This is a genomic window from Bordetella bronchiseptica, assembly GCF_900636925.1.
GTDB lineage: Bacteria > Pseudomonadota > Gammaproteobacteria > Burkholderiales > Burkholderiaceae_B > Bordetella > Bordetella pertussis.
Genome location: NZ_LR134326.1, coordinates 2,507,027 through 2,530,904, shown reverse-complemented (window position 1 = coordinate 2,530,904; position 23,878 = coordinate 2,507,027). Strand labels below are relative to the sequence as shown.

At 71.8% G+C, this 23,878-nt stretch carries 20 protein-coding genes; 7 read left to right on the top strand and 13 right to left on the bottom strand.

Translation table 11 applies throughout. The features are described 5' to 3' along the window. The first annotated feature begins 38 nt into the window (after positions 1-38). Positions 39-1,010: an LLM class flavin-dependent oxidoreductase gene (locus EL288_RS11820; protein ID WP_003811532.1), complete on the top strand. Its 972-nt coding sequence runs from the start codon at positions 39-41 to the stop codon at positions 1,008-1,010. Positions 1,011-1,025: 15 nt separating this feature from the next. Here EL288_RS11820 and EL288_RS11815 read toward each other — a convergent pair whose 3' ends face one another. Genes EL288_RS11815 through EL288_RS11805 form a run of 3 tightly spaced genes read right to left on the bottom strand, consistent with a single transcriptional unit; the run spans position 1,026 to position 3,981 of the window. After that, positions 1,026-1,613: a LamB/YcsF family protein gene (locus EL288_RS11815; RefSeq protein WP_003811534.1), complete on the bottom strand. Its 588-nt coding sequence runs from the start codon at positions 1,611-1,613 to the stop codon at positions 1,026-1,028. Continuing rightward, positions 1,610-3,004, bottom strand: a complete 1,395-nt coding sequence (locus tag EL288_RS11810) for an arylsulfatase (RefSeq protein WP_003811536.1) — start codon at positions 3,002-3,004, stop codon at positions 1,610-1,612. The genes EL288_RS11815 and EL288_RS11810 overlap by 4 nt, the downstream gene beginning before the upstream one ends. 14 nt (positions 3,005-3,018) lie before the next feature. Beyond that, the gene (locus EL288_RS11805; protein ID WP_003811538.1) at positions 3,019-3,981 is read right to left on the bottom strand and encodes a Bug family tripartite tricarboxylate transporter substrate binding protein; all 963 of its coding nucleotides are present in this window, start codon (positions 3,979-3,981) and stop codon (positions 3,019-3,021) included. Positions 3,982-4,098: 117 nt separating this feature from the next. Between EL288_RS11805 and EL288_RS11800 the strand changes: the two genes are divergently transcribed. The 4 genes from EL288_RS11800 to nadS all read left to right on the top strand — a co-directional run bounded on the left by EL288_RS11800 (position 4,099) and on the right by nadS (position 6,521). Beyond that, positions 4,099-5,052, top strand: a complete 954-nt coding sequence (locus EL288_RS11800; RefSeq protein WP_033451213.1) for a LysR family transcriptional regulator — start codon at positions 4,099-4,101, stop codon at positions 5,050-5,052. 118 nt (positions 5,053-5,170) lie between these two features. Continuing rightward, entirely contained in the window at positions 5,171-5,794 is a 624-nt protein-coding gene (locus EL288_RS11795; RefSeq protein ID WP_003811542.1) for a glutathione S-transferase family protein, read from the top strand. 113 nt (positions 5,795-5,907) lie between these two features. Further along, positions 5,908-6,219: a type II toxin-antitoxin system RelE/ParE family toxin gene (locus EL288_RS11790; RefSeq protein WP_003811545.1), complete on the top strand. Its 312-nt coding sequence runs from the start codon at positions 5,908-5,910 to the stop codon at positions 6,217-6,219. Positions 6,220-6,221: 2 nt separating this feature from the next. Then, complete coding sequence (nadS, locus tag EL288_RS11785; RefSeq protein ID WP_003811547.1) at positions 6,222-6,521, top strand: NadS family protein; 300 nt, start codon at positions 6,222-6,224, stop codon at positions 6,519-6,521. Positions 6,522-6,534: 13 nt separating this feature from the next. Here nadS and sphB2 read toward each other — a convergent pair whose 3' ends face one another. Continuing rightward, positions 6,535-9,609 (bottom strand): autotransporter SphB2, encoded by a 3,075-nt coding sequence (gene sphB2 / locus EL288_RS11780; RefSeq protein ID WP_126621938.1) that lies wholly within the window; start codon positions 9,607-9,609, stop codon positions 6,535-6,537. 129 nt (positions 9,610-9,738) lie between these two features. On the opposite strand from sphB2, the gene EL288_RS11775 reads away from it, so the two are divergent. After that, a complete protein-coding gene (locus tag EL288_RS11775; RefSeq protein ID WP_003811550.1) occupies positions 9,739-10,413 on the top strand; it encodes a response regulator in 675 nt (224 codons plus the stop codon). After that, on the top strand, positions 10,406-12,349 hold the full coding sequence (locus tag EL288_RS11770; RefSeq protein ID WP_126621937.1) for a sensor histidine kinase: 1,944 nt from the start codon (positions 10,406-10,408) through the stop codon (positions 12,347-12,349). The genes EL288_RS11775 and EL288_RS11770 overlap by 8 nt, the downstream gene beginning before the upstream one ends. On the opposite strand, the gene EL288_RS11765 is transcribed toward EL288_RS11770, so the two are convergent. The 9 genes from EL288_RS11765 to EL288_RS11725 form a co-directional block, all read right to left on the bottom strand. Next, positions 12,292-13,254: a hypothetical protein gene (locus tag EL288_RS11765; protein WP_010926621.1), complete on the bottom strand. Its 963-nt coding sequence runs from the start codon at positions 13,252-13,254 to the stop codon at positions 12,292-12,294. The genes EL288_RS11770 and EL288_RS11765 overlap by 58 nt on opposite strands. A 2-nt stretch (positions 13,255-13,256) precedes the next feature. Beyond that, a complete protein-coding gene (locus EL288_RS11760; protein WP_126621936.1) occupies positions 13,257-15,803 on the bottom strand; it encodes a spermidine synthase in 2,547 nt (848 codons plus the stop codon). A gap of 78 nt (positions 15,804-15,881) precedes the next feature. After that, positions 15,882-17,510 carry an arylsulfatase gene (locus tag EL288_RS11755; RefSeq protein WP_010926619.1) on the bottom strand — a complete coding sequence of 543 codons (1,629 nt, stop codon included), beginning with the start codon at positions 17,508-17,510 and terminating at the stop codon, positions 15,882-15,884. Positions 17,511-17,559: 49 nt separating this feature from the next. Then, entirely contained in the window at positions 17,560-18,594 is a 1,035-nt protein-coding gene (locus EL288_RS11750) for an HAD family hydrolase (RefSeq protein WP_010926618.1), read from the bottom strand. Between the two features lie 2 nt (positions 18,595-18,596). Next, a complete protein-coding gene (locus EL288_RS11745; protein WP_033461667.1) occupies positions 18,597-19,943 on the bottom strand; it encodes a BatD family protein in 1,347 nt (448 codons plus the stop codon). Further along, on the bottom strand, positions 19,940-21,454 hold the full coding sequence (locus tag EL288_RS11740) for a VWA domain-containing protein (protein ID WP_033458568.1): 1,515 nt from the start codon (positions 21,452-21,454) through the stop codon (positions 19,940-19,942). Before EL288_RS11740 ends, EL288_RS11745 begins: the two co-directional genes overlap by 4 nt. Then, on the bottom strand, positions 21,445-22,455 hold the full coding sequence (locus EL288_RS11735) for a vWA domain-containing protein (RefSeq protein ID WP_010926615.1): 1,011 nt from the start codon (positions 22,453-22,455) through the stop codon (positions 21,445-21,447). Before EL288_RS11735 ends, EL288_RS11740 begins: the two co-directional genes overlap by 10 nt. Then, positions 22,442-22,933 (bottom strand): DUF4381 domain-containing protein, encoded by a 492-nt coding sequence (locus EL288_RS11730; protein ID WP_010926614.1) that lies wholly within the window; start codon positions 22,931-22,933, stop codon positions 22,442-22,444. Before EL288_RS11730 ends, EL288_RS11735 begins: the two co-directional genes overlap by 14 nt. Then, complete coding sequence (locus EL288_RS11725) at positions 22,930-23,871, bottom strand: DUF58 domain-containing protein (RefSeq protein ID WP_010926613.1); 942 nt, start codon at positions 23,869-23,871, stop codon at positions 22,930-22,932. Before EL288_RS11725 ends, EL288_RS11730 begins: the two co-directional genes overlap by 4 nt. Positions 23,872-23,878: the final 7 nt, after the last annotated feature.

Genomic DNA, 23,878 nt, shown 5'->3' with positions numbered 1-23,878 from the left:
CCTTCCCGTAACCCGTTTTGCATCAACAGGACACCACAATGACCGCGCTTTCCGTTCTCGATCTGGTAATGATCGGCGAAGACAAGGACCTCGCCACCGCCATCGAAGAATCCCGGCAACTTGCCCGCCATGTAGACCGGCATGGCTACACGCGCTACTGGATCGCCGAACACCATGACATGCCCGGCATCGGCTCGGCCGCGACTTCCCTCATCATCGACCAGATCGCCGCCGCCACCTCGCGCATACGGGTGGGAGCGGGCGGCATCATGTTGCCCAACCATGCGCCCCTGGCGATAGCCGAACAGTTCGGCACCCTGAACGCCCTCTATCCCGGCCGGATCGACCTGGGCATGGGGCGGGCCCCGGGCAGCGCCGGCGCCGCGGTGCGCGCGCTGCGCCGCGGCGCGGCCGAGAGCGACTTCGCCGCCGATGTCACGGAAGTCATGGACTATCTCGCCAACAATGGCCGCCAGCCTGCCCGCGGCGTGCCCGGACGGCATGACGTACCGGTGTGGATCCTGGGTTCGAGCATGTACGGCGCCCAGCTGGCCGCGGCGCTGGGCCTGCCCTACGCATTCGCCTCGCATTTCGCGCCGCGGTTCCTGGACCAGGCCGTCGACCACTATCGCAGGAACTTCCGTCCCTCCAGGTGGCTCGCATCCCCGTACGTGATGGTCGGCGCCAACATCTTCGCGGCGGACTCGAACGAGCAGGCGGAATTTCTGGCCAGTTCCCACCGCCAGTGGATGCTCGACCTGCACATGGGGCGCCTCGGGCTGCTGCCCCGTCCCGTGCACGGCTATGTCGAAGGCCTGCCTGACAACGAGCGCCGGGTGCTCGACGAGGTGCTCGCCATGACCGTCGCCGGCGACAAGGCAAAGGTCAGGGCTTGGATACACAGCGTGGTGGAACGGACCGGCGCCGACGAGCTGATGATAGACAGCAGGATCTACGATCCGCACGAAAGGGCCAGGTCCCACGAGTACGTGGCGCAGGCATTGCAATAGGCCGGCGCGCGGCCCCTAGGGGGCCGTGCCCGCGCCCTGCCCTGCGCCGCCGGCGTCCAGGCATAGCCGGTACCGGTCGACACGCACACTGGACATATCGGCGGCGCCGGACGAAGGCGCGCGCGCCCAGGCTTCCCGCACCACGGCGATGCCGCAATGATGCGCCACCGCGATGCCGCGCCGCCCGGCCGGCACCGCCATCGACAGCGCCGGATCGTAGCGTTGCAGCATGCGCGCCACGACCTGCGTGGTGCGTTCGTCGTCGGCCACGTCCAGCGCCAGGGCGCCGTGGCAGCCTACCGTGCGCAGCGAGCGGTCCCAGCGCCGCGCGATGGCCGCGAAGCCGGCCAGCCGCGCCAGCAAGGCGTCTTCCAGCTCGGTGTCCGGCGCCGCCGCGCCGCGCTCGCGTGGGTCCAGCCCGGGCGGATAGTCCAGGCTCAGGCCCACGACGAGATCGGCGGCAAGCGCCCGCACGGCGCGGCCCAGGGCCGGCGCCTGGCCGTCGGCCAGGTAGACGATGCGGCACGCCGGCGGCAGCGCCGCCAATGCAGCGCCGGCGTCCGGGCAGATATGCGCGGCCCATTCGGCCTGGGCGTCGCTCACGGCGCCTCCTGGCCGCCGTCCTTGGCGGCCGGCGGCGTCATGTCGTAGGACGGCGCATAATCGTCCGGCGCGCCGGGCGGAATCGGCGGATAGGACTTGAGCGAGGCCTGGAACGCATTGACCATGCGGCGTATGGGTCCGCGCACCCAGCCTTGCATGGTGTTGACGTCGGTTTCTTCCTTGGGGTCCTGCATCAGGTTGAACACATAAGGCGTCTCCAGGTGGTTGGGCCCGGCATTGGGCTCCACCTCCCAGACAAAGTGCATTTTCCAGTCGCGCCATTTGGCCGCGCGCAGCTCGTTCTTGATGTAGTAGACAAAGCCCTCGCGCGCCGATTTCTCCTCGCGGCCCAGCAGGAAGGCGGACTGGTCGACGCCGTCGATGGGCCGGTCTTGCGGCACCTGCAGGCCGGCGATGCCGGCCAGCGTGGGGAACAGGTCCACCACGTGCACGATCTCGTTGGTCTGCCGGCCGGCCGGCACCTTGCCAGGCCAGCGCACGATGAGCGGGACCCGCAGCGCCCCTTCCATCGCCGTGTGATAGGTGCCGGTCCACATGCCGGCGCTGCCGCGCCAGGGCCGGCGGTACTCCGGTCCGTTGTCGCTGGCGAAGATGAAGACGGTATCGTCGGCGATGCCGTGCTGGTCGACCGCATCCAGGATCTGCCCGATGCGCGCGTCCATCTCCACCAGGGAGTCGGCAAAATCGCCCTTGCCGGTGCGGCCTTCGAATTCGCGGTGCGGAATGGTGGGGAAATGCAGCTGCGTCAGCGGCACGTAGAGGAAGAACGGGGCCTTGCCCGCGTGGCGGCCGATGAACTCGCAGCTGCGTTGCGTGAGCACCTCGTCGATGCGGCGGCGCATTTCCAGGTCGTAGCGTTCGCGCCTTTCGGCCGGACTGCCCTTGCGGCCCTCCATGACGTACGGCACTTCCACCACGTCGGGGTCGAAGCCCACCGCCTCCATGAACATGCTTTCGTTGGTGGTGCGCGGGATCCCGTACCACTCGTCGAAGCCGCGGTCCTTGGGGTAACGGCCCTCCTTGTCGCCCAGGTGCCATTTGCCGTACATGGCGGTGGCGTAGCCTTGCTCGGAGAAGGCCTGCGCCAAGGTGCGCTCCCAGGGAACAAGGCCCTGCGGCAGGCCGGCCGGCACCGACTGCATGGCGCCGGTGCGCACCGGGTGGCGCCCGGTCATGAGCGCCGAACGCGTGGGCACGCAATCGCTTTCCACGTTGAAGTTGAGAAACTGCGTGCCCTGCGCGGCCAGCGCATCGATACGCGGCGTGGGCGCCCCGCGGATGGCGCCGCCGCCATAGCACCCCAGCTCGCCCCAGCCAAGGTTGTCGGCCAGGATCAGTACCACGTTGGGATGTTGCGTCACTTGCGACATGAAATACCTCCGAATCAGTCCAGCTTGATGTTCAGTTCCGTGACCAGGCGGCCCCAGTCGGCCACGTCCTTGTGGATGAAGGCGTCGAACTGCGCGGCATCCATCGACTTGGGCGTCAGGCCGATCTCGCGCAGCTTGTCCTGTATCGCCGGCTGCGCGCCGATGGCGGCCATGGCGTCGGACAGGCGCTTGACGATCGCCGGCGGCGTGTCGCGCGGCGCCACCACGCCCACCCATTGCGAGCGCGTGATCTGCGGGTAGCCCAGTTCGGTCAGCGTCGGCACCTCCGGCATGGCGGGGTTGCGTTCGGCAGTGGTGACGGCAACGATGCGTATCCCGCCGCTGCGCGCCTGCCCCAGCAGGGGCGCGAAGCCCAGCACCGCCGCCGGGGTGGTGCCCGACACCAGGTCGGTGACCGCCTGGCCGCCGCCCTTGTAGGGCACGTGGATCATCTGCACGCCGGCCAGGTGGGTCAGCCACTCGCCGACGATATGCTGCGAGGTGCCCAGGCCGGAGGTGCCGAAAGCAATGGTTCCCGGTTCCTTGCGGGCCGCGGCCAGCAGCTCGTCCAGGCTGGCGTACGGCGCGCGCATCGAGACGGCCACGCCGATGGGCTGGTCGCCCACCATCGCCACGCCAGCCATGTCATGGTCGAGCCGCCAGTCCATCTTGCGGGTGGCGCTGAGGATGGAAGCCGTGTCGGACGCAATGGCCAGGGTGTAGCCGTCGGCGGGCGAGCGCGACGCCAGCTGCATGCCGATGGCGCCGGAGGCGCCGGGCCGGTTCTCCACTACCACGGTCTGGCCCAGGGCCTTGCCCAGCTCCACGCCCATCAGGCGCGCAACCGTATCGTTGGTGCCGCCGGCCGCCTGCGGCACGATGATCTTGATGGGCTGGTCCGCCGGCCACTCGGCGCTGGCCGCCGCGGCGCCCAGCAGGCCGGCGCCAAGCAGCAGGATACGTAAGACTGTTTTCATGCGCTTCCCCTTTTCGTCTGCATAGCGAAAGACCTGAGTGTAGGGATTGGGCTGCAAAGTTAATATTCAAAAAATCCTCTTATGTGATAACCAATACCTTTCACTCTCCCCTCCGCCATGGTCCAACGTTCGCGCGCGGCGCTCTCGCACCTGAAGTTCCGCCACATCGCCCTCATCCAGTACCTGCTGCAGGAAGGCACGCTGCGCAAGGCGGCGCGGCGGCTGAGCATCAGCCAGCCGGCCGCCACCGCCATGCTCAGCGACATCGAGAACCTGCTCGGCGTGCAGCTGTTCACGCGCAGCCGCCAGGGCGTGGCGCCCACGGCGCAAACGCTGGCGCTGGCGCCGCGGCTGCGCATCCTCATGAACGACTTCGACGAACTGGGCGCCATGCTGGACCGGCTGGACACCGGCGAGCACGAGGTGCTGCGGGTCGGCGTGGTGCCGCAGGCGTTCACCGTCCTGCTGCCGCGCGCCATCGAGGGCTTTCGCCAGGCCGGCGGCTGTCATCTGCATACGGTGGAAGGCAGCGCGCAAGACTTGCTGGCGCGGCTGCTGGCCGGCGAACTGGACTGCGTGCTGGGGCGCCTGCCGCCGGACGTGGCCAAGCTGGGCCGCGACATCGCCTCGCTGACCTTCGTCAACCTGTACGAGGATGACGTGTGCGTGGTGTGCGGGCCCGACCATCCGGCGGCGCGCCTGAAGAAACCGGGCTACGCCCGGCTGGCGCAGTGCGACTGGGTGCTGCAGCGGATCAGCTCGAGCGTGCGCCAGGCGCTGACCGAGGCCTTCCTGCGCCAAGGGCTGCTGCTGCCCCACCCCGTGGTGGAAACCCCCACCTACACCCAGGCGCTGGACATCGTCGCCGCCACCCGCCTGCTGACCGCGGCGCCCCGCCACACCGCCATGGCGCACGCGCGCAGCGGCCGCGTGAAGGTACTGGACATCGCGCTGGGGGTGGCGCCGATGCAGGTCTGCCTGATCCTGCGCAAAAGCGCCGAGACCCATCCGCAGATCGTGCGCTTTCGCTCGGTCTTCGAGGCCATGCCCATGCGGTTTCCCGGCGCCTGAGCGGCGGCGCCGGGCATGGGCGGGGCTTTGCTTGGCGGTCCACGCCGGCTACTCTGTACGCAGTCCGCCGCGGCAACGCGGCGATACCGCTGGCAAACGACACACGACGAGGATGACGATGTCCCGCTGGACCTTCTATACCGCCCCTGGCACCTGTGCGCTGGCGACGCACATCGCGCTGCACGAAGCCGGCGCCGATTTCGATCTGGTCAAGCTGGATTTCGGCGCCACGCAGCAGCAAAGCCCCGACTACCTGCGCGTCAACCCCAAGGGCCGCGTGCCGGCGCTGGCCACCGAACATGGCGTGCTGACCGAGAATCCCGCCCTGCTCGCTTTCATCGCGCAGAGCTTTCCGCAGGCGCAGCTGGCGCCGCTGGGCGATCCGTTCGCGTTCGCGCGCATGCAGGAACTGGCCAACTACCTGGCCTCCACCGCGCACGTCGCGCACGCGCACAAACGGCGCGGCGCGCGCTGGGCCGACGACCCGGCCGCGCACGAGGCCATGCGCGCCAAGATCCCCGAGAACATGACGGCCATCGCCGGCTACCTGGAATCGCAGATCGTCGGTCCCTGGGCACTGGGCGAGCGCTTCAGCGTGGTCGACGGCTATCTGTACACCGTCGGCAGCTGGATGGAAGGCGACAGCGTCGACATGACGCGCTTTCCCAAGCTGGCCGACTACCTGGCGCGCGTCGGCGCGCGGCCGGCCGTGCAGCGCGCGCTGGCCGAGATGAACGGCTGAGCGGCGCGTCGCCGCAGGCAGCACTGGGTCCCGTTCGGAACCGCCAGCGCAGCACCGCGCTGGCGGTGTGCTGGAGGTTGAAATATACGTCAATGACGTATATCCTTCCATGAATGGAGTTCATCGAAACCCCAATTTTCACGCAATTGATCACCGCGTTGCTGTCGGATGAGGAATATTCCAGGCTGCAACAGCTGCTGATCGACAACCCCGAAAGGGGCGATCTGCTGCGTGGGGGCGGCGGTATACGAAAGATGCGTTACGGCCGGCAAGGCACGGGCAAGCGAGGTGGCATCCGGGTCATTTATTACTGGATCAGCCAGGATTGTCAGATCTACATGCTTGCGGCTTATGCAAAGTCGAAGAAGATCAACCTGACCCCGGACGAAATCGCGGCGCTGCGCGAACTGGTCAAGGAGCTGTAACGATGAAAAAAGACAACACGGTGTTCAACGACCTGCAAGCCAGCCTGAAGCAAGCCGTGGCCATTCGCCAAGGCAAGATGCCGCCATCGCGTGTATTCAAGGTTGAGACTGTGGATGTGAAGGCAACGCGCGAAAAAACGCACATGTCTCAAACGGAATTCGCCAAAGCCATCCACGTCAGTGTCCGTACGCTGCAGAACTGGGAGCAAGGTCACCGCAATCCGACGGGCCCTGCCGTGGCGCTTCTGAAAATCGTGGCAAGCGCCCCGGACATTGCCGTGCGAGCGCTGCGGACCGCGTAAGGCAAGCCGCGATTCAGAACCGCCAGCGCAGCACCGCGTTGGCGGTGTGCTGGCGGTTGCCGCCGCCGAATTCCCCCGCGTACGCCACGTCCAGGAAGGCATTGCGCGCCACCTCGATCCCGGCGCCCACGCCCAGCAAGGCCGCATCGCGCGCGATCGGCGCGCCGGCCACCTCGAAGGCGCTGCCCTGGCCGAAGGCCAGCGTGCTTTGCGGCGTGCGATCGCCGAAGGCATGCCGCCAGCCGGCCATCGCCCGCAGCGTGGCACCGGCGCCGAGCGGCACCGCCACGCGCGCCCCGAGAGTCGTGGTGGCCATGTCGTCGCGGCTGCTTGCGCCGCTCAACGCGGCGCTGCCGCCCGTCTCGGTGAAGCCGCGCACGCGCAACTGGTTCCAGGCCAGCCCCGCGAATGGCTCCAGTTCGGCTGTCATGCCCAGCGGCATGGCGTAGCTCAGTTCGGTGAACAGCTGCGTGGTGCTGGCGCCGTAGTCCGCCGTCAGTTCCTGCCGCAGGTCGCCCACGTCGACGCGGCGCTCGCTGGCGATGTCGTGCCAGGTATAGGCGGCGCCAGCCAGCAGGTTCAGGCGTCCGGCGCCCGTATCCCAGGCGCGGCCGCCATAGAGCGCGGCGGTGTAGCTGGCGACGTCGGTTTGCGAGGCGCGTGCGTCGACCTCGATCCGGCCATCGGTAAAGCCCAGCGAACCGCCCACGCGCCAGCCGTTGGCCAGCGCGGTGTCGGCGCCGACGAACAGCCCGCCGACATGCTGGCGCACCTGCGCCGCGTTGCCGTCGCCGTCCAGGCGTTGCCAGGCGCCGACCACCTCGGCCCAGGCCGGCGACAGCGCGCCCGGCAGCGCCGCCGCGCCGGGCGCGCTGCCGCTGGCCGCCATCGGCGCGCCAGCCTGCCAGGCCAGGCCCAGGTGGTCGCGCAAACGCCCCAGGTTGACCTGCTGCGCCTGGCGCGCGCCCGTCAGCAGCGCGCTGCGCGTGCTGGCGTGCACCTCGCCCGACAAGGCATCGAAGGCCGCCGGCGGCGCGCCTTCGGGCAGCGTCTCTATGGCGCGGTAGACCGGGTGGGCAGCCGGCAGCGTCTCGGCGGCGCGGGCGGTGGCGCGCTGGTTGGCCGTATCGGCCAGGTCGGCGAAAGCCAGTTCGCCGCTGCCTGGCGCGCCGCGGCGCTGCAGGGTCAGCGCCACGCTGGTCGCGTCATACGACAGCGCCGGCGCGAGATAGGCGTAGCCCGAACCGACGGCATCGAACTGGCCGAGCCGCCGGCCCGCGGTGAGGATCACGTAGCGCTGGCGCGCCTCGAACCCGCCTTCCGGCCCGACATGCAGGACCGTGCCGCCGCGGATGTCGGCCGTGCCGCTGACCGTCACGCGATCGCTGGCCGTGCCGGCCGGGTCGGCTTCGACCTCGAAGCGCGAACCCGGCTCGAACACCAGGTCGCCCGCCACGCGCAATGTGCCGATGGAATTGCCCGGCGCCAGCGCGCCGCCGGCCCGGACGGTGGTGTCGCCCACCGTGCCGGTGCCGCCCAGCGTGCCGCCGGCGGCCACCGTCATGGCCGAGCCCGCCATCTCGGCATCCACGGCCAGGCGTCCGGCGCGTACGGTCCAGGACAGGGCCGCCGCGTTGCCGCCGGTCAGGCGCCAGGAGCCCGTGCCGGTCTTCTCGTACGCCGTGAAGCCGCCATACCGGGCCACGCCGCTCCACGCGGCCGGCGCGCCGGCCACCAGCGCCGACACGTCGAAGACGCCCGGCTGCGCGCCCCCCAGGGCCAGCACGTTGGCGCCGCCCGTGGCGACGGCATTGCCTTGCAGGACGGACCCCGCGCGCAGCTCGAAGGTGTTGCCCGCGCCATCGATACGCACCGCGTCGGCCTGCTGGCCGTCCGCGGACAGGCCGCCGGCGATGCGGCCGGCGTTGACCAGGCGATTGCCGTTGCCGGCGATCCGCACGCCGGCGCCGCCCGCGCCCGCCGCGCCGGGCGCGGCCCGGTCGCTCGTGCCGCCCGTCGCGCCCGAGCCACCCCGGATCTCGCCGCGGTTGACCAGCCGGCCCGTATCGCCGGCCAGCGCGATGCCCGCGCCGCCCGCGCCGCCATCGCCGCCGTCGAATTCCCGGCTGGCCTCGCCCCGGGCCCCGTTGCCGCCCTGGATCAGGCCCGCGGTTTCCACCTGCCACCGCGACGCCGACACGAACAGGCCGGCCCCGCCGGCGCCGCCCGCGCCCGCCCTGTGGGTAACCGGCCACGTGGCGCCGCCATCGCCGCCGCGCAGGCTGCTGTCCGCGCCTACGCGCAGGCGCAGATCGTTCGCCGCGCCCGCCAGGCCGTGCCCGCCGTCGCCGCCGCCGCCGCTGCCCCCGGAACCGGCGCCGCCGTCTCCGCCCTGCCCGCCCGCGACCTGCGTGGCGAACAAGTCGATCCGTACATCCGCCGCATCGACGCGTATGCCATGCCCGCCGCCCCCGCCGCCGCCCGACTCGAACCCCGCGCCGCCCGTCCCCCCACGCCCGCCCACGACGGCCGCGCCCAGCGCACGATAACCGCCGCCGGCCAGCACGGCCGCGCCACTTCCGCCGCCGCCACCGCCACCGCCGGGCTCCATGCCGTAGCGCCCGGCGCCGCCGTCGTCGCCCGCGCCGCCGCGACTAGACTGCAGATCCGCGCCGACGCTGAGCGCCTGGGCCACGCCGCCGCCGTTGCCGCCGGCCGCCCCCATCGGGTCGATGATCGATGCACCGCCGCCTCCGCCGCTGTCGCTGCCGCCGCCACCCCCGCCATAGTGAGTCGATTCGCTGCTGCCGCCCGCGGCGCCGGCACCGCCGCCGGCGCCGCCGTTACCGCCGGGTACGGGCGTCGTCCTGTCGCCGCCCAGGCCCGGCGCGGGTCCGTTGCCTGGCTGTCCCGCCAGCCCCGGGCCGCTGGCGCCCGCGCCGCCGGACGGCCCGCCGCCGTCCACGCCCAGCAGCTCGGCATGCGCGGCAGCGCAACAGGCCAGCGCGCCGGCCAGCAGCAGTCCGCCGCGCGCGGCCCGCGCGGGCAACGATCCAAATGGGTGTTCGATTCGAAAAATCGGTTTCATGAACGAGCATCGAGTCCGGGTCGTCGCGACCCTGGGGCCGCGCTACAGTGCAGCAAAAGTTACGATTACTTTCGCTCTGTGTCTGTCCCCCGAACGGGGGACAGCCGGGGCCGCACGGAGACGCACGCCATGCAAACCTGTACGCCGACGCGGCCGGCCGGATCGCTGCGTATCGCCATCGTGGAGGACGACCCGGCGTTTCGCCACGCCGTGGTCGCGGCGATCGCGCACGAGCCCGGCATGTCCGTGCTGGCCCAGGCGCAGACCTGCGCCCAGGCGCGGGCCATGCTGCAAGGCCCGCCGGCCGACGTGCTGCTGGTCGACCTGGGGCTGCCCGACGGATCGGGCATCGACGTCATCCGGCAGGCGCGGCGGCTCTGGGACGATTGCGACATCATGGTCAACACCATGTTCGGCGACGAGGCGCACGTGATGCGCTCCATCGAGGCCGGCGCCTGCGGCTACCTGCTCAAGGACAGCGAACCGGCCGGCATCGTGCGCGACATCCGCGCCCTGCGCGACGGCGGCAGCCCGATCAACCCGCTGATCGCGCGCCAGTTGCTCGACCGGCTGCGCCAGGGCTTGCCTGCCGCCGCGCCGCCCGCCGCGATGGCGCTGTCGCCACGCGAGCATCAGGTGCTCGAACGGATCACGCTGGGCTACACCTACGACGAAATCGCCCGCGACCTCGAGGTTTCGCGCCACACGGTGCAGACCTTCGTGCGGCGCATCTACCGCAAACTGCAGGTCCACTCCAAGGTCGACGCCATCAATGCCGCGCGCGGCCTGCGCCCGGATGGCTGAGCGCCGGCGCCTGGCGCGGCGGGCCTGGGCGCTGCTGGCCTGGCTGTGCCTGGCGCTGCCCGCGGCCGTGCTGGCCGAGCCGCGGCATTTCACGGCCGCGCAGTTCCTGCTGCAGGACGAGGCAGCGGCCGCTGCGCCGGATCGCGTGCCGGCGTTGGGCCCGCCCGGCGACTGGCAAAGCGTGGCGCTGCCCCATGCCGGCCTGCAGCGCCGCGTGGTGCCCGATCCGCAGGCCGGCGACGCGGCGCTGGCCTGGTACCGGCTGGACCTCGACGCCAGCGGTGTCGACGACCCCGTGCTGTATCTGCCGCGCTGGCAGACCGTCGGCCGCCTGGCCGTCTACGGCGACGGCAAGTTGCTGTATCGCTCGGGCGGCAGCGCGCAATGGAGCGGCTTCAACCGGCCGGTGTGGCTGCCCCTGGCTGCCGGCGGCCCGCCGCCCGCGACGCTGCTGCTGCGCATCAGCAGCCTGGACGGCGCGGGCGCGGGGCTGTCGACCGCCTGGGTCGGCGCCGCCGGCGAACTGCGTTGGCGCTACGAGCTGCGCCGCTGGCTGCAGCAGGACCTGCCGTACCTGGCCAGCGCGGTGTTCCTGGCGATCGGGCTGTTCGCGCTGGGCGTGTGGGCGGTGCGCCGCAAGGAGTCCATCTACGGCCTGTTCTTCGCGGCTTCCGTGGTGTTCTACCTGCGTTGCCTGCATTACCACGCCGGGCCGTTCCAGTTGCTGCTCGACGACGAATGGTTCAGCTGGCTGACCATCACCTCGGTCGGCTGGCTGGCGATTGCGTCCTATTTCTTCGCGTTCCGCCTGCACGGCCGCGCCTATCCGCGCAGCGAGCGCGCCATGCTGGCCGGCATGGGCGCGCTGACGGCCGCCATGCTGCCGGTGTGGCAGATCCATCCGCATCTGGTGCTGCTGGCGCCGCTGGCCTACCTGGGCATTACGGCGGTCAGCCTGTTCGCCTGCCTGCTGGCGGTCTGGGGCGCGTGGCGGGCCGGTTCGCGCGACGGCCTGGCGCTGGCCTGCTGGAACCTGGCGGCCATCCCGGTGGCGGTGCACGACATGCTCCTGCAGAGCTACAGGCTCAGCATGGAACACGTCTACCTGCTGCCCTATACCGGCATCGGCATGTTCGTCATCTTCCTGTATGTGGCCTACCGCCGCTACCTCAACGCGCTGGCCGAGGCCGCCGGCGCGCAGGCCACGCTGCAGCGCCGCCTGACCGAGCGCGAACGGGAGCTGGAGCACAGCCACCGCCGCCTGCGCGACGTCGAGCGCATCCGCATCCTGGCCGGCGAGCGCGAACGCCTGATGCAGGACATGCACGACGGCCTGGGTTCCTCGCTGGTGTCGGCGCTGCGCATGGTCCAGCACGGCAACAGTTCGGAGGGCGCGGTCGCTCAGGTGTTGCAGGAATGCCTGGATGATCTCAGGCTGACCATCGATTCGCTCGAACCCGCCCAGACCGACCTGGCCCTGCTGCTGGCCACGCTGCGCTTTCGGCTCGGACCGCGCCTGCAGGCCGCCGGGCTGGCGATCGACTGGCGGGTCGGCCCGCTGCCGCCGGTCTCCTGGCTGACGCCGCCGGCCGCCCTGCACGTGCTGCGCATCCTGCAGGAGGTGTTCACCAATATCCTCAAGCATGCGCGCGCGCGCCGCCTGACCGTGAGCACCCGGCTCGAGCCTGCGCACGCGGTCATCGCCATCATCGACGACGGCGCGGGGTTTTGCGGTCCGCGCCAGGCGCCGGCCGCATCCAGGCCCGGGCGCGGCCTGACCGGCATGCAGGCGCGCGCGCGCGCCATCGAGGCGCGCCTTCTCTGGCGCGAGGTGGCGCACGGCAGCCATTTCGAACTGCATGTGCCGCGCGGCCCCGCTCAGAAGCTGACCGCCAGGCCGACCGAAAACCCCGATACGTTGTTGCCGAACACATAGCGGCCGACCAGCCGCGTGCGGGTGATGAATACGTCGTAGGCGCTGGAATCGAGCTCCAGGCCCGCGCCCACCGAGGTCAGGCGATCGAAACCCAGGATGCCGCGCTGATCGCCCAGGAATTCCGAATGCGTCAGCTCCAGCACGTAGCGCAGCGGCCGCTGCAGCAGCGTCGCGCCGGTGGGCGCCCGATAGCGCGCCCACAGATTGGCCGATTGCGCCGTGGCCTGGCCGCGCACCGCCGCCGAGCTGTCGAAACTGCGCAGCCGGATATCCGAGTAGCGCAATTCCACGTCCACCTCGTAGCCCGGCCGGTAATGCTCATAGTCCAGCATCAGCGACCCGCCCAGCCCGTAGGCGTTGAGCGAGCCGCGGTCCAGGAAGTCGATGTCCTGCCCGGTCTGCCGCCCCACGTACCAGCTGGCCGCGCGCAGGTCGCTGGTCACGTTGCCCAGCGCCACGTTGAAGATGGGCCGCAGCTTCAGCTCGTCGGTCAGCGGGAAATCCCAGCCTATGCCGCCGGTGGCCGAGACGCTGTTCCACTTGGCGGGGATGCGGCGCGATTCGACGCCTTGGGTGGCGATGAAGGTGGGGTCGTAGCGGCTGGCCGCCAGCACGCCTTCCAGGTAGAGGGGCACCGATTTCGAGATAGTGTCGCCGCCGCCCAGCTGCGTCATGTAGAACTCGGTCGACCCGCTGGTCGAGCCCCCGCCGCCGGCGATGTTCAAGGCGCTGGTGGTGATGTCGGGAACGATGGAAAACGACATCAGCGCCAGCACGCCATTGGCGCGCTTTTGCAGGTCGTCCTTGCTCAGCCGCAAGCCTTGCTGGCCCCATGCGGCGGATGCCGCGGCGCAGGCCGCAAGCGCCATCAGCCACGAGCCCAGCCGCCTGGCCGCCGGCCGCATGCCTAGCGCTCCCCGGCCCCGCCCACGAACCAGCGCAGATACGGATTGTCGCGGCTGGCGCGCGCCAGCGCCGGCGCATGGCTGGCCCATGCCTGCCGGTCGCCCTGGTAGGCGGCCAGGGCGCTGCGGTACAGCACGTCCAGCTCGGCGCGCGCGCGGGCGATCTCGGCGGCGGCGATGACGCCGTCGCCCTGCAGGGGCGGCGCGCCGCGCAGCGCCATCAGCGCCGGCAGCGTGCGCGCCACTTCGCGCGGCCGCACCCAGCCGGCATACTCGATGGCGGGCCGGTCGTCGGTCACCGCGGGCGTCTGGCCGGCAAAGCGCGCCAGCCCCGCGCGGTCGGTGACCCAGGTCGCCAGCAGCGCCGCCGGCGAATCCACCCCCACTTCCGACAGCGCTTCGCGCACGCCGGGCTGGGCGTAGCGCGCGGCGATGCGGGCGGCGTCCAGCGGCAGGGGCGCCAGCGAGCCGACCAGCAGCATTTCGTGGAACTCCGTGGTCCACAGCGTGGCGTGCGGGAACACCTCGATGAAGCTGGCCACCAGCGCGCGCGTATCGTCCAGGTTCTGCGTGGGCAGCGGCAGCCATTGCGCGACGATGCCGTACATGTTCAGCCGCCGGGCGGCCAGCGCGTAGAAGTCGCGCGAATACAGGTTGACCACGCCGGCGGCCGACGGCGGCGGCGGCTCCAGGGTGATGAGGTCGTAGCGTTCGGGGCTGGCCAGCAGCTCGCGCCGCCCGTCGCGCAGCCGCACTTGCAGGCCGGGGTCGCCGGCCGCGCCGTAGGCGCCCTGGAACAGCGGCGCGGCGTGCAGCACGCCGGGCAGCAGTTCGGCCACCACGCGCTGGCGCAGCCCCGGATAGCGCGACAGCGCGCCGGCCGTGATGCCGGTGCCATAGCCGATCACCAGCGCCGAGCGCGGTTCGCCGGCATGCACGATGAGCGGCAGCAAGGCCTGCAGCCGCATGTAGCGCAGCGAAGGCATGGCGTCGCCCGAGTTGGAGACGCCCTGGATGTAGAGACGATGGAAGCGCTGCTCGCCCTGCCCGCTTTCCACCACCGCCACGGTGCCGCCATGATTCTCTTCGTAGAACAGCAGCCTGCCGCCCTGGGCGCCGGGCAGCAGCCGCGCCAGGTGCGAGGCGGGCAAGGCCCAGGCCAGGATCAGCGCCGCGCCGGTCAGCGCCGCCACCAACGCCCGCGCCATCGCGGCCGGGGCCGGCGCGCGCCACGCCGCCAGCGCGCCCACGCAGCATGCCGCCAGCGCCAGCAGCGCCAGGGCCCGCACCGTGCCCAGGTACGGCAGCAGCACGAAGGCCGTCAGCGCGGTGCCGGCGATACCGCCCAGCGTATTGCCGGCCAGCACCGCGCCGGCGCCCTGGCCGCGCCGCCCGGGCGGCACGGCAATGCGCAGCACGGCCGGAAACGCCGCGCCCAGCAATAGCGTCGGCGCCAGCACCACCGCCGCCGCGGCCACGGCGAAGCGCGCGCTCATGCCGGCCAGGCCGCTGGCGGTCCAGTCCACCACGGCGGCCTCGGCCACGCTTTGCGCGGCCACCAGCCAGCGGCCCAGCAAGGCCGCCTCGACCAGCGCGGCCACCCCGGCGCCGGCGATCAGCAGGCCGAACACCCGCCACGGATCGCCCAGCCGGCTCTCCCAGCGGGCATACCAGGCCGCGCCGCCGGCCAGCCCCGCCAGGTACACCGCCAGCACGATGGAAAACGCGAACGCGCGCGTGCTCATGAAGGGCACGATCATCTGCGACCACAGCACTTCGTAGCCCATGGCGATGGCGCCGGCCACGCTGTACAGGCCGATGGCCAGGCGGGCTCCCGGCGACCATTCGCCAGCCGCGGGCGTCGCCACGGGCTGCTCGGCGAGTCCGGCGACCGCGCCGCGCCGATGGTCCAGCCAGCAGGCGCCCAGCGCGGCCAGCAGGTTCAGGCCCGCGGCCGCCCAGGCGCTGCCCTGCACGCCCAGCACGGGAATCAGCAGGAAGGCCGGCAAGAGCGCGCCGGCGATGGCCCCGCCGGTATTGGCCGCGTACAGCGTGGCCCCGGCGCGCCCCACCCGGCCCGCGCCGGCCGCGCGCAGCAGCACCGGCAAGGTGCCGCCCATGAGAAACGGCGCCGCGCCCACCAGCAGCAGCACCGCCAGCCAGGCCAGCCAGGGGCTGTACTGCTCGCCCTGCACGAAGAGCGGCGCGGCGCGCGCCAGCGCCAGCGTGACCGCCAGCGCCAGGACCGCCACGCCGGCCTCGATGGCCGCGTACAGGCGCAGCGGGCGCAGGCTGCGGTCGGCCCGGCGCCCCAGCCACCAGCCGCCGGCCGCCAGGCCCAGGAAGAAGGCGCTGAGCGCCAGCGCGATGGCGTGCACTTCCACGCCGACGATCAGCGACAACTGCTTGATCCACAGGATCTGGAATATCAGCGCCGCGGTGCCGGACAGCGCCAGCAAGAGGGCCGGCGCCCACAGTCCGGCCAGCGGCCGCGCTTCGGCGCGCGGCGGCGCCGCCGCGCGCCCGGCCCGCAAGGGTGTACTGCTCATGTCGAGTGATCCGTAAAAGACATGCCCATGGCGTGCGCGACGCAAGCGGGCGCGGGGCCTGCCCGCGCCCGCCCGCGCCTACTTGCCCTGCTTCTTCTTCTGCTCTTCGAAGTACTGCATGATCTTGCGATCCACCTCTTCCTGCACCTGGTCCACGCTGAAGCTGGCAGGACGCTGGCTGGGCGGCCACTCGACGAAGGTCTCCAGGAACTCCGAGGCCTTGGCCGAGCCGATGAAAGCCAGGTAGGCGTTCTTGGACAGCCAGTCGTAGTACTGGTCGGACACGATATCGGCGCGCTCGTAGGGGTCCATCCTCAGATTGAACACCTTGGGCACCCGCAGGCACACGAAGGGATCCTTCCACACGTCGAAGCCGCCGGGCGCGCGCTGTTCGCAGAACACGATTTTCCAGTTCTCCATCCGCATGGCGACCAGCAGGCCGTCGTCGTTGAAGTAATAGAAGTCGTTGCGCGCGCTCTTGTCGCTCTTGCCGGTCAGGTACTCGAGCTGGTTGTAGCCGTCCAGGTGCACTTTGTAGTTCTTGCCGCCGTTGCCCGCGGCCCAGCCCTTGAGCAGCTTTTCCTTGATGTCGCCCTCGCCCGCCGCGGCCAGCAGCGTCGGGAACCAGTCCAGCCCGGACACCATGCCGTTCCTGGTCACGCCCGCCGGGATGTGGCCGGGCCAGCGCACCATGGCAGGCACCCGGAACGCGCCTTCCCAGTTCGAGTCCTTCTCGTTGCGAAACGGCGTGGTGGCGGCGTCCGGCCAGCTGAACTGGTTGGGCCCGTTGTCTGTCGTGTAGACCACGATGGTGTTGTCGGCGATGCCCAGGTCGTCCAGCTTCTTGAGCAGCTTGCCGACATCCTGGTCGTGCTCCCACATGCCGTCGGCGTAGTCGTTGCCGGGCATGCCGCTCTTGCCCTGGTGCTCGGGCCGGATATGCGTATAGATATGCATGCGCGTGGTGTTCATCCACACGAAGAACGGCTTGTCGCCCTTGCCGTGCTTGTCGATGTAGTCCAGCGCGGCGCCCACGGTTTCGTCGTCGATGGTCTCCATGCGCTTGGAGGTCAGCGCGCCGGTGTCCTCGATCTTGCCGTCGGCGCTGGCCTTGATGACGCCTCGCGGCTTGTACGCCTTGACCACCGGATCCTTGGGATCCTTGGGCCAGTATGGCCGCTCGGGTTCTTCCTCGGCATTGAGGTGATAGAGGTTGCCGAAGAACTCGTCGAAGCCGTGCTTGGTGGGCAGGTATTCGTCGCGGTCGCCCAGGTGGTTCTTGCCGAATTGCGCGGTCACGTAGCCGTGCGCCTTGAGCGCCTGCGCGATGGTGACGTCGCGGTCCTGCAGGCCGACGTCGACGCCGGGCACGCCGACCTTGGACAGGCCGGTGCGCCGCGGCGACTGGCCGGTGATGAACGAGGACCGGCCCGCCGTGCAACTGTTCTCGGCGTAGTAGTCCGTGAAGATGATGCCCTCCTTGGCGATTCGGTCGATATTGGGCGTGGTGTAGCCGACCACGCCGCGCGTATACGCGCTGATGTTGGCCTGTCCGATATCGTCGCCGAAGATCACCAGGATATTGGGCGGCTTGCCGGAGGCTTGCGGCTTGGCCGCATCGCCCTGGGCCTGCGCATGCGCGCCGGCCGCCACCGCCAGCCCCCCGGCGGCCACCAGCGCCGCCGTCAACCATCGTCTTGCATTCATGACTGCTCTCCTCGCCCGACAGGGCCTTGTGCCGCCAAGTCAACAAACTTCAGGGTTGTTCGAATGCGTATACGCGCTTCCACTCGGTCTTCATGTCCACCACGGTCCAGTCCTGCCGCCGCGCTTCGTCCAGCGCGCGATCGAGCCTGCCGATCCGGGAATCGCGGTCATAGGCCCATTCGCGCTGCGCATCGGTGTGATGCACCAGGCCGGCGAAACGCTTGCCATCGCCCGCCGCGGTCCATTGCAGCATCTGCAGGTCGCCGTCCGAATTACCGAACGCCAGGATCGGGCGCCGGCCGATGTAGCGCTGGATGGCCACCGGCTTGCCCGGTCCGTCGTCGTTGAATTCCAGCTTGCCGTGGCGCCACAGCGTGGGCTCGCCATCGCGCACGCCGTAGGTCGTGACGAAGCTGGAGCCGATGACCTGCTCCGGCGGAATGCCATAGGCCTGCTGCGTCCAGGGCCGCATGAACTCGGTTTCGCCGCCCGAGACGATATAGGTCTTGAAGCCGTGGGCGCGCAGATAGTCCAGCAGTTCGCGCATGGGCGCGAAAGTCAGTTCCGTATAGAGCCGGTCGAAGCGCGGATGGCGGGCGGTCGAGGCCCAGTACCTGACGCTGCGGGTAAAAGTGTCGGTGCTCATGTCGGTGTGCGTGGCGCCGACGATTTTCATCAACGCCGCGTCGCCGCCCTTGGCCAGCGCCGCGTGGTCGTCCTGGAGCGCGGCCTTGAACGGCTGGCGGCGCGCCCAGTCGGGATGGCGCGGGGCCATGCTCTTGACGCGGTCCAGCGCGAACAGCATCTGGAAGTACATGGGCTGCTCGCTCCACAGCGTGCCATCGTTGTCGAACACGGCGATGCGTTCGTCGGCGGCGACGAAATCCGGCCCGCCGGAGCGCGTGACCGCGCGCACGAACTCGACGATGGCCGTGCGCGACGGTCCGTCGTTCCAGGACGGCAGCTCGTCGACGGACGCGGCCTGCTGGCGCGGCGCCGCGCAGGCGGCCAGCAGCAAGGCCATGGCGGCCGCGCCCAGGCGCGCCGCCCAGCGGCGCCAACCCTCGGTCGTATGTCTGTTCATCGTCAGCTCCTTGGACGCGCGGCGCGCGCGGGGTTGAGAACCTCAGGCAGGCCATGCGCCGGCGCGGCGGCGCGGCGCGCCCGCCAATTGCCGCGCCATTGCCGTGACGCCATGCCCAGGCGGGCCCGCCAGCCGGCCCGGGCCGGGGCGCGGCCATAGGCGTCGCGCAGCGCGGCTGCCGCCGCGCCTTGCGCCGCCTCGTCCAGCGTCGCCGTGGCGCCGCGCATATCGGGCGCGCCGGCGGCCAGCGCCAGCCAGCGGTAGAACGCGCTCAGCGTGCCGCTGTCGCGCCGCGCCTCGCGGCGCCAGGCGCGCCAGTGCCAGGGCTCGCCGGCCCGCCGCCGCGCGCGCCGGCGTAGCGCCGTCGCGCGCAGCCGGCACAGGCCCTGGCGCCACCAGGGCCAACCCAGCCAGAGCGCCAGCAAGGCCAGCGCACCGCCGGCGGCCCAGGCCAGCCAGGCCGCCGGCAGCACCCAGCGCAAGCCGTGGCGCAGCCGGGCCAGATCGTCGGTCAGCGAGAACGGCGGCGCGACGGCCGGCGCGGCCGCCACCGCGAAGGTGCGGCCGGGCAGCGCCTGCTGGCGCGGCTGCCCGCCGGCGCCGTCGCGCCAGGCCAGCGTCACTGCCGGCAGGCTCAGCTCGCCGGCCTGCTCGGCCACGTAATCGGCGCGATCGATACGTTGCCCGCCCACGAAACCGCCACGGCCATCGGTCAGCGTGGTCACCTCCGGTTCGCGCGCATAGCGCTTGAAACCGGGCACATCGGCCAACGGCGCCGGCGGCAGCAGCATGGCCTGCACCCCTTCGGCGCGCTGCGTAATGCTGCGCGTCACCCGGCCGCCTGCCACCAGCGGGTCCGGCGCCAGCGCGAAGTCCTGCGACACCGTCAGCGCGCCGTGCGGGGCCGGCTGCCCGCCCGCCGCGCCGCCGACGGTGAACGACAGCGGCGCGCTGCTGGCGCTGGCCGGCGTCTTGCCCGGCCCCACCTCGGCGCTGACCGCCAGCGCCGGCACCTGCACCTGGCCCGCGGCGGTGGGACTGAGCAGATAGGTGTAGCGCAGCCCGCTGTACGCCACGCCATTGTGTTCGGCGCGCACCAGCTCGCCTTCGCCCGACGGCGGCGTCACCATCACGCCCGGCAGCGTCAGCGCGGGCAGCCGCGGCGGCTGTGTGAACCAGGTGGTGGTCATCACATCCAGCTCCAGGCGCAGCGTGGCGCCAGCCTGCGCCTGCGCGCCTGCGGGCAGGCGCGCTGTCACGCGCAGCGGCGGCGCGTCCTGGGCGCGCGGCGCGCCGGCCAGCCCCAATGCCAGCAAGGCCGCGCAGGCGAGCGGCAGCCAGCGCCTCATGGCCGCGCTCCGGCCGCCGCGTCCTCGGCGGCGAACTTGCTGCGCAGGAAGCGCGCCGGCGACAGCGTCAGATTGCGCAGCCAGGCCTCTTCCGAGCCGGCCTGCGCCACCGGCGCCTGGCTCATCTTGCCCGCCTGCGCGGTCAGGTCGGCAATCGTCTGGTCCGGCGGCTCGGCCGGCTGGTCCTGCTGCGTCTGCGCCATGGCGGCCAGCAGGCGCGCGACGATGCCGCGGTTCACCACGGCCGGCTGCCAGCCCGGCTTCAGCGCCAGCGCCCGGTCGTAGGCCGCCAGCGCGGCGTCGTACCGATGCAGGCGAGTCTGGGTATTGCCGACATAGAAATAGCCCTCGGCGCTGGGCAGGGTCGAGAATGCCGCCAGCGCGGCCTTGTAATCGCCGGCCTCGTAGGCCGCCCGGCCTTTCCAGTACGGATCATGGAAATGCCGCGCCGCTTCGTCGTAGCGCCCGTGCTCGAAGGCCAGGCGGCCCTGCTGGTCGGCGGTCAGGAAGGCATCGGCCAGCGCATCGGCGCGCGCCGGCTGCGGCATGCCGGCCATGGCCACGACCAGCACGCCGGCGCTCCAGGCCACGCTCCAGCCGCGGCGCACCGCCAGCAGGGCCAGCAAGGCCAATGGCCAGCACAGCCAGTATCCCGCGTCCTTCCAATGCACCGGCCCGGACTGCGCATCCTGCACCGCACGGAAATGCGCCTGCGCATGCAGCGCGATCCAGTCCTGGTCGTCCGGCCCGCCCGTCAGGCTGCCCAGCGCCGCGCCGGCGGCGCGCGCCAGTTCCTGCAGGGCCTGCGTATCGATGCCGTTCACGCCCACCGCCATGACCAGCACCTGCATGTCGCGCGCGGCCTGGGCCTGCCGGCGCACGGCGTCCATGCGCGCGCGGTCGGCGCCGTCGGTCAGGATCAGCAAGGTGCCGCCGGCGCGCTCGGCCGCCAGGGCCTGTGCGGCCAGCGCAATCGCGCCGTCGGCGTCGCGGCCCGGGCGCTCGATCAGGCCGGTGGCCAGGGCCTGCGCAAACAGGTCCAGCAAGCCCGCGTCGTCGGTGGGCGGCAGCACCAGATGACTGCTGCCCGCATAGGCGATCAACCCGGTTCGGGCGGCCGTGCGCCGCGCCGCCAGGTCGCGCAGCACGCGCCTGGCCGCTTCCAGCCGCGTGGGCGGCACGTCCGCGCCGTCCATGGAAGCGGACAGATCCAGCGCCACGATGAGCGGCGCCACGTTGTCCAGATAGGCCGGCTCGTCGCGCTGCCAGGCGGGCCCCGCCGCGGCGACGCCGCCTAGCGCCAGGAACAGCGCCAGCGCATCGATGGGACGCGGCCCGCGGCTGCCCGGCGTGCGCAGCACCAGGTACGGCAGCAGCGCCGGCGCGATGCGCAGGTCGCGCCCGGGCGCGCCGCGCTCGCCGCGGCGCGCCCACCACAGCAGCGCGGCCAGCGGCACGGCCAGCAGCCACCATGGGCGCAGGAAATGGAAGGCGCTCAGGTCTATGTCCATGCGTCCTCCCGGCGCGCCTGCCGGTCCGGGCGCGCCGAGCGCCAGGCGGCCAGGGCCGCCCCGCCATGCCACAGCGCCAGCAACGCCAGCGCCGCGCCCAGCGGCATCCAGAAATCCTCGCGCTTGGGCTGGTGGCGCAGCGTGCGCACTTCGTGCGGCGTGATGCGGTCCAGCGTGGCGTACACCTCCTGCAGCGACGCCTGGTCGCGGGCGCGGAAGAAACGCCCGCCGGCGATGCGCGCGATGTCGCGCAAGGCGTCGAAATCCACCCGGTCCTCGCCGCTGGCGGCGGGGTCGCCGATGCCGATGGTGTGCACCACGACCCGATGCTGCGCGGCCAGCTCGGCCGCGCGCGCCGGCGGCACGGCGCTGGCCGTGTCATTGCCGTCGGTCAGCAGGATCAGTATCTTGTCGCGCTCCCGGGCGTGGTCCAGCATGCGGATGCCCAGGCCGATGGCGTCGCCCAGCGCGGTGTTGGGTCCGGCCATGCCCACCGCCGTGCGCTGCAGCAGCAGGCGCAGCGCGGCGTGGTCGCGCGTCAGCGGCGCCTGCGGGTAGGCGCCGGCGCCGAACACGATCAGCCCCAGCCGGTCGTCCGGCCGTTTGTCGATGAAGTCGCCCACTACCGCCTGGACCGCCTGCCAGCGCGACGCCGGCCGGCCCTGCGCATCGCGGAAATCCTCGCTGTCCATGGACTGCGAGATATCCACGGCCAGCAGGATGTCGCGCATGGGCTCTACGTGCGTGAGCGGCGGCTCGACCCATTGCGGACGCGCCAGCGCCAGCGCCAGCAGCAGCCACACGGCGACGTTCACCCACAACTGGGCCCGGCCGCGCTGCACGCCCGGGCGCGTGGGCGACTTGCCGGTCAGCGTGGCCATGGCGTCGAAAAAAGGCAGGCGCAGCGCCTGCCGGCCCTGCACGTAGGCCGGCAGCCAGCGATAGGCCGCCAGCGCCAGCGGCGCGGCGGCGAGCAGCCAGGGATACTCAAGCCGCCACATGATGGCTCTCCACCCAGCGGCGGCTGGCCGCGAACAGGCGCGCCAGCGCCGGCGCGTCCAGCGCCCGCACGGCGCCGTCGGGCGCATAGGCCAGCAGCGCCAGCATGCGCGCGCTGTCGTCCGGGAACGCGGCGCCTGCGGCATCCTGCGCGAGGCGCGCCAGCCACGCCTGGCCGCCCAGCGGCGCCACGGCGGGCTGGCCGGCCGCCAGCGCGGTCCGCTTGAGCAGGCCCGGCAAGGCGCGCGCGGCCAGCGGATCGGCGGCCGCGGCGCGCGCCAGCCGCTGCAGCTCGGCCAGCGCCTGGCGCCGGTACCGGTTGCGGCGCCGGCGCCGCCAGCCCGCGTAGCCGGCCCATGCCGCGCCGGCCAGCACAAGCGCCGCCAGCACCGCCCAGCCCCAGGTCTGCGGCCAATACGGCACCGCCGCCGGCAGCGGCAGCTCCTGCAACTGGTCCAGGCCGGGCAGCGCGTCGCTCATCGCCGTGCTCCCGTCTGCAGGCGCCCCAGCGCGCGGCGCAGCTGCACCACTTCGTCCTCGGCCGTGTCGATCGACAGCAGCGGCACACGGCTGCGCCGCAGCAGGTCGGCCACTTCGCGCAGGCGGCCGCTGAAGAAGTCGGCCAGCGGCTGGCGCTCGCGCTGCCGGCCCACGGCAATCTCCAGCTGCAATTCGCCCTGCGTCACCACCAGCCGGCCGCGGCGCGGCAGATCCTGCGCCATGGGATCGAACACCAGCATCGCCACCACGTCGTTGTGCCGCGCCAGCAGGCGCAGCGTGCGCAAGGTCTCGGCGTCGGCGCCGGCGAAGTCGCTCACGATGCACACCAGGCAATCGTGCGGCGCATGCGCCAGCGCGCCGCGCAGCGCCGCGTTCAGTCCGGCGCCCGCCGGCCGCTCGGGCCGCGCCGCGGACAGCCCGGCGTTGGCGCGCGCCACTTCCGCCAGCAGCGCCTGCACCCGGTCGCGGCTGCGCAGCGGCTTGAACGCCCGCACGCCGTCGTCGTCGAACACCAGGCCGCCGACGCGGTCGCCGCCGCGATAGGCGGTCCAGGCCGCCAGCGCCGCCAGACGGGCCGCCACCGCGCACTTGAAGGCGCGCACCGACCCGAAATACATGCTCATGCGCTGGTCCGCCACGATCATCGCGGGCCGGTCGCGCTCCTCGGTATAGGCGCGCACGTACGGCTTGCCGTAGCGCAGCGACGCGCGCGGGTCGAGCTGGCGCAGGTCGTCGCCCGGCACATAGCGCCGCAGTTCGGCGAAGTCCAGCCCGCGGCCGCGCAGCCGCGAGCCATGCAGGCCGGCCAGCACGCTGCCCAGCGGCTGGCCGGCCACGAACGACAGGCCGCCCACGGCCGCTTCCAGCGCCATCAGTTCGGGCAACGGCGGGTGGACGGGATGGGCGGCGCGCGGCATCGGCGTT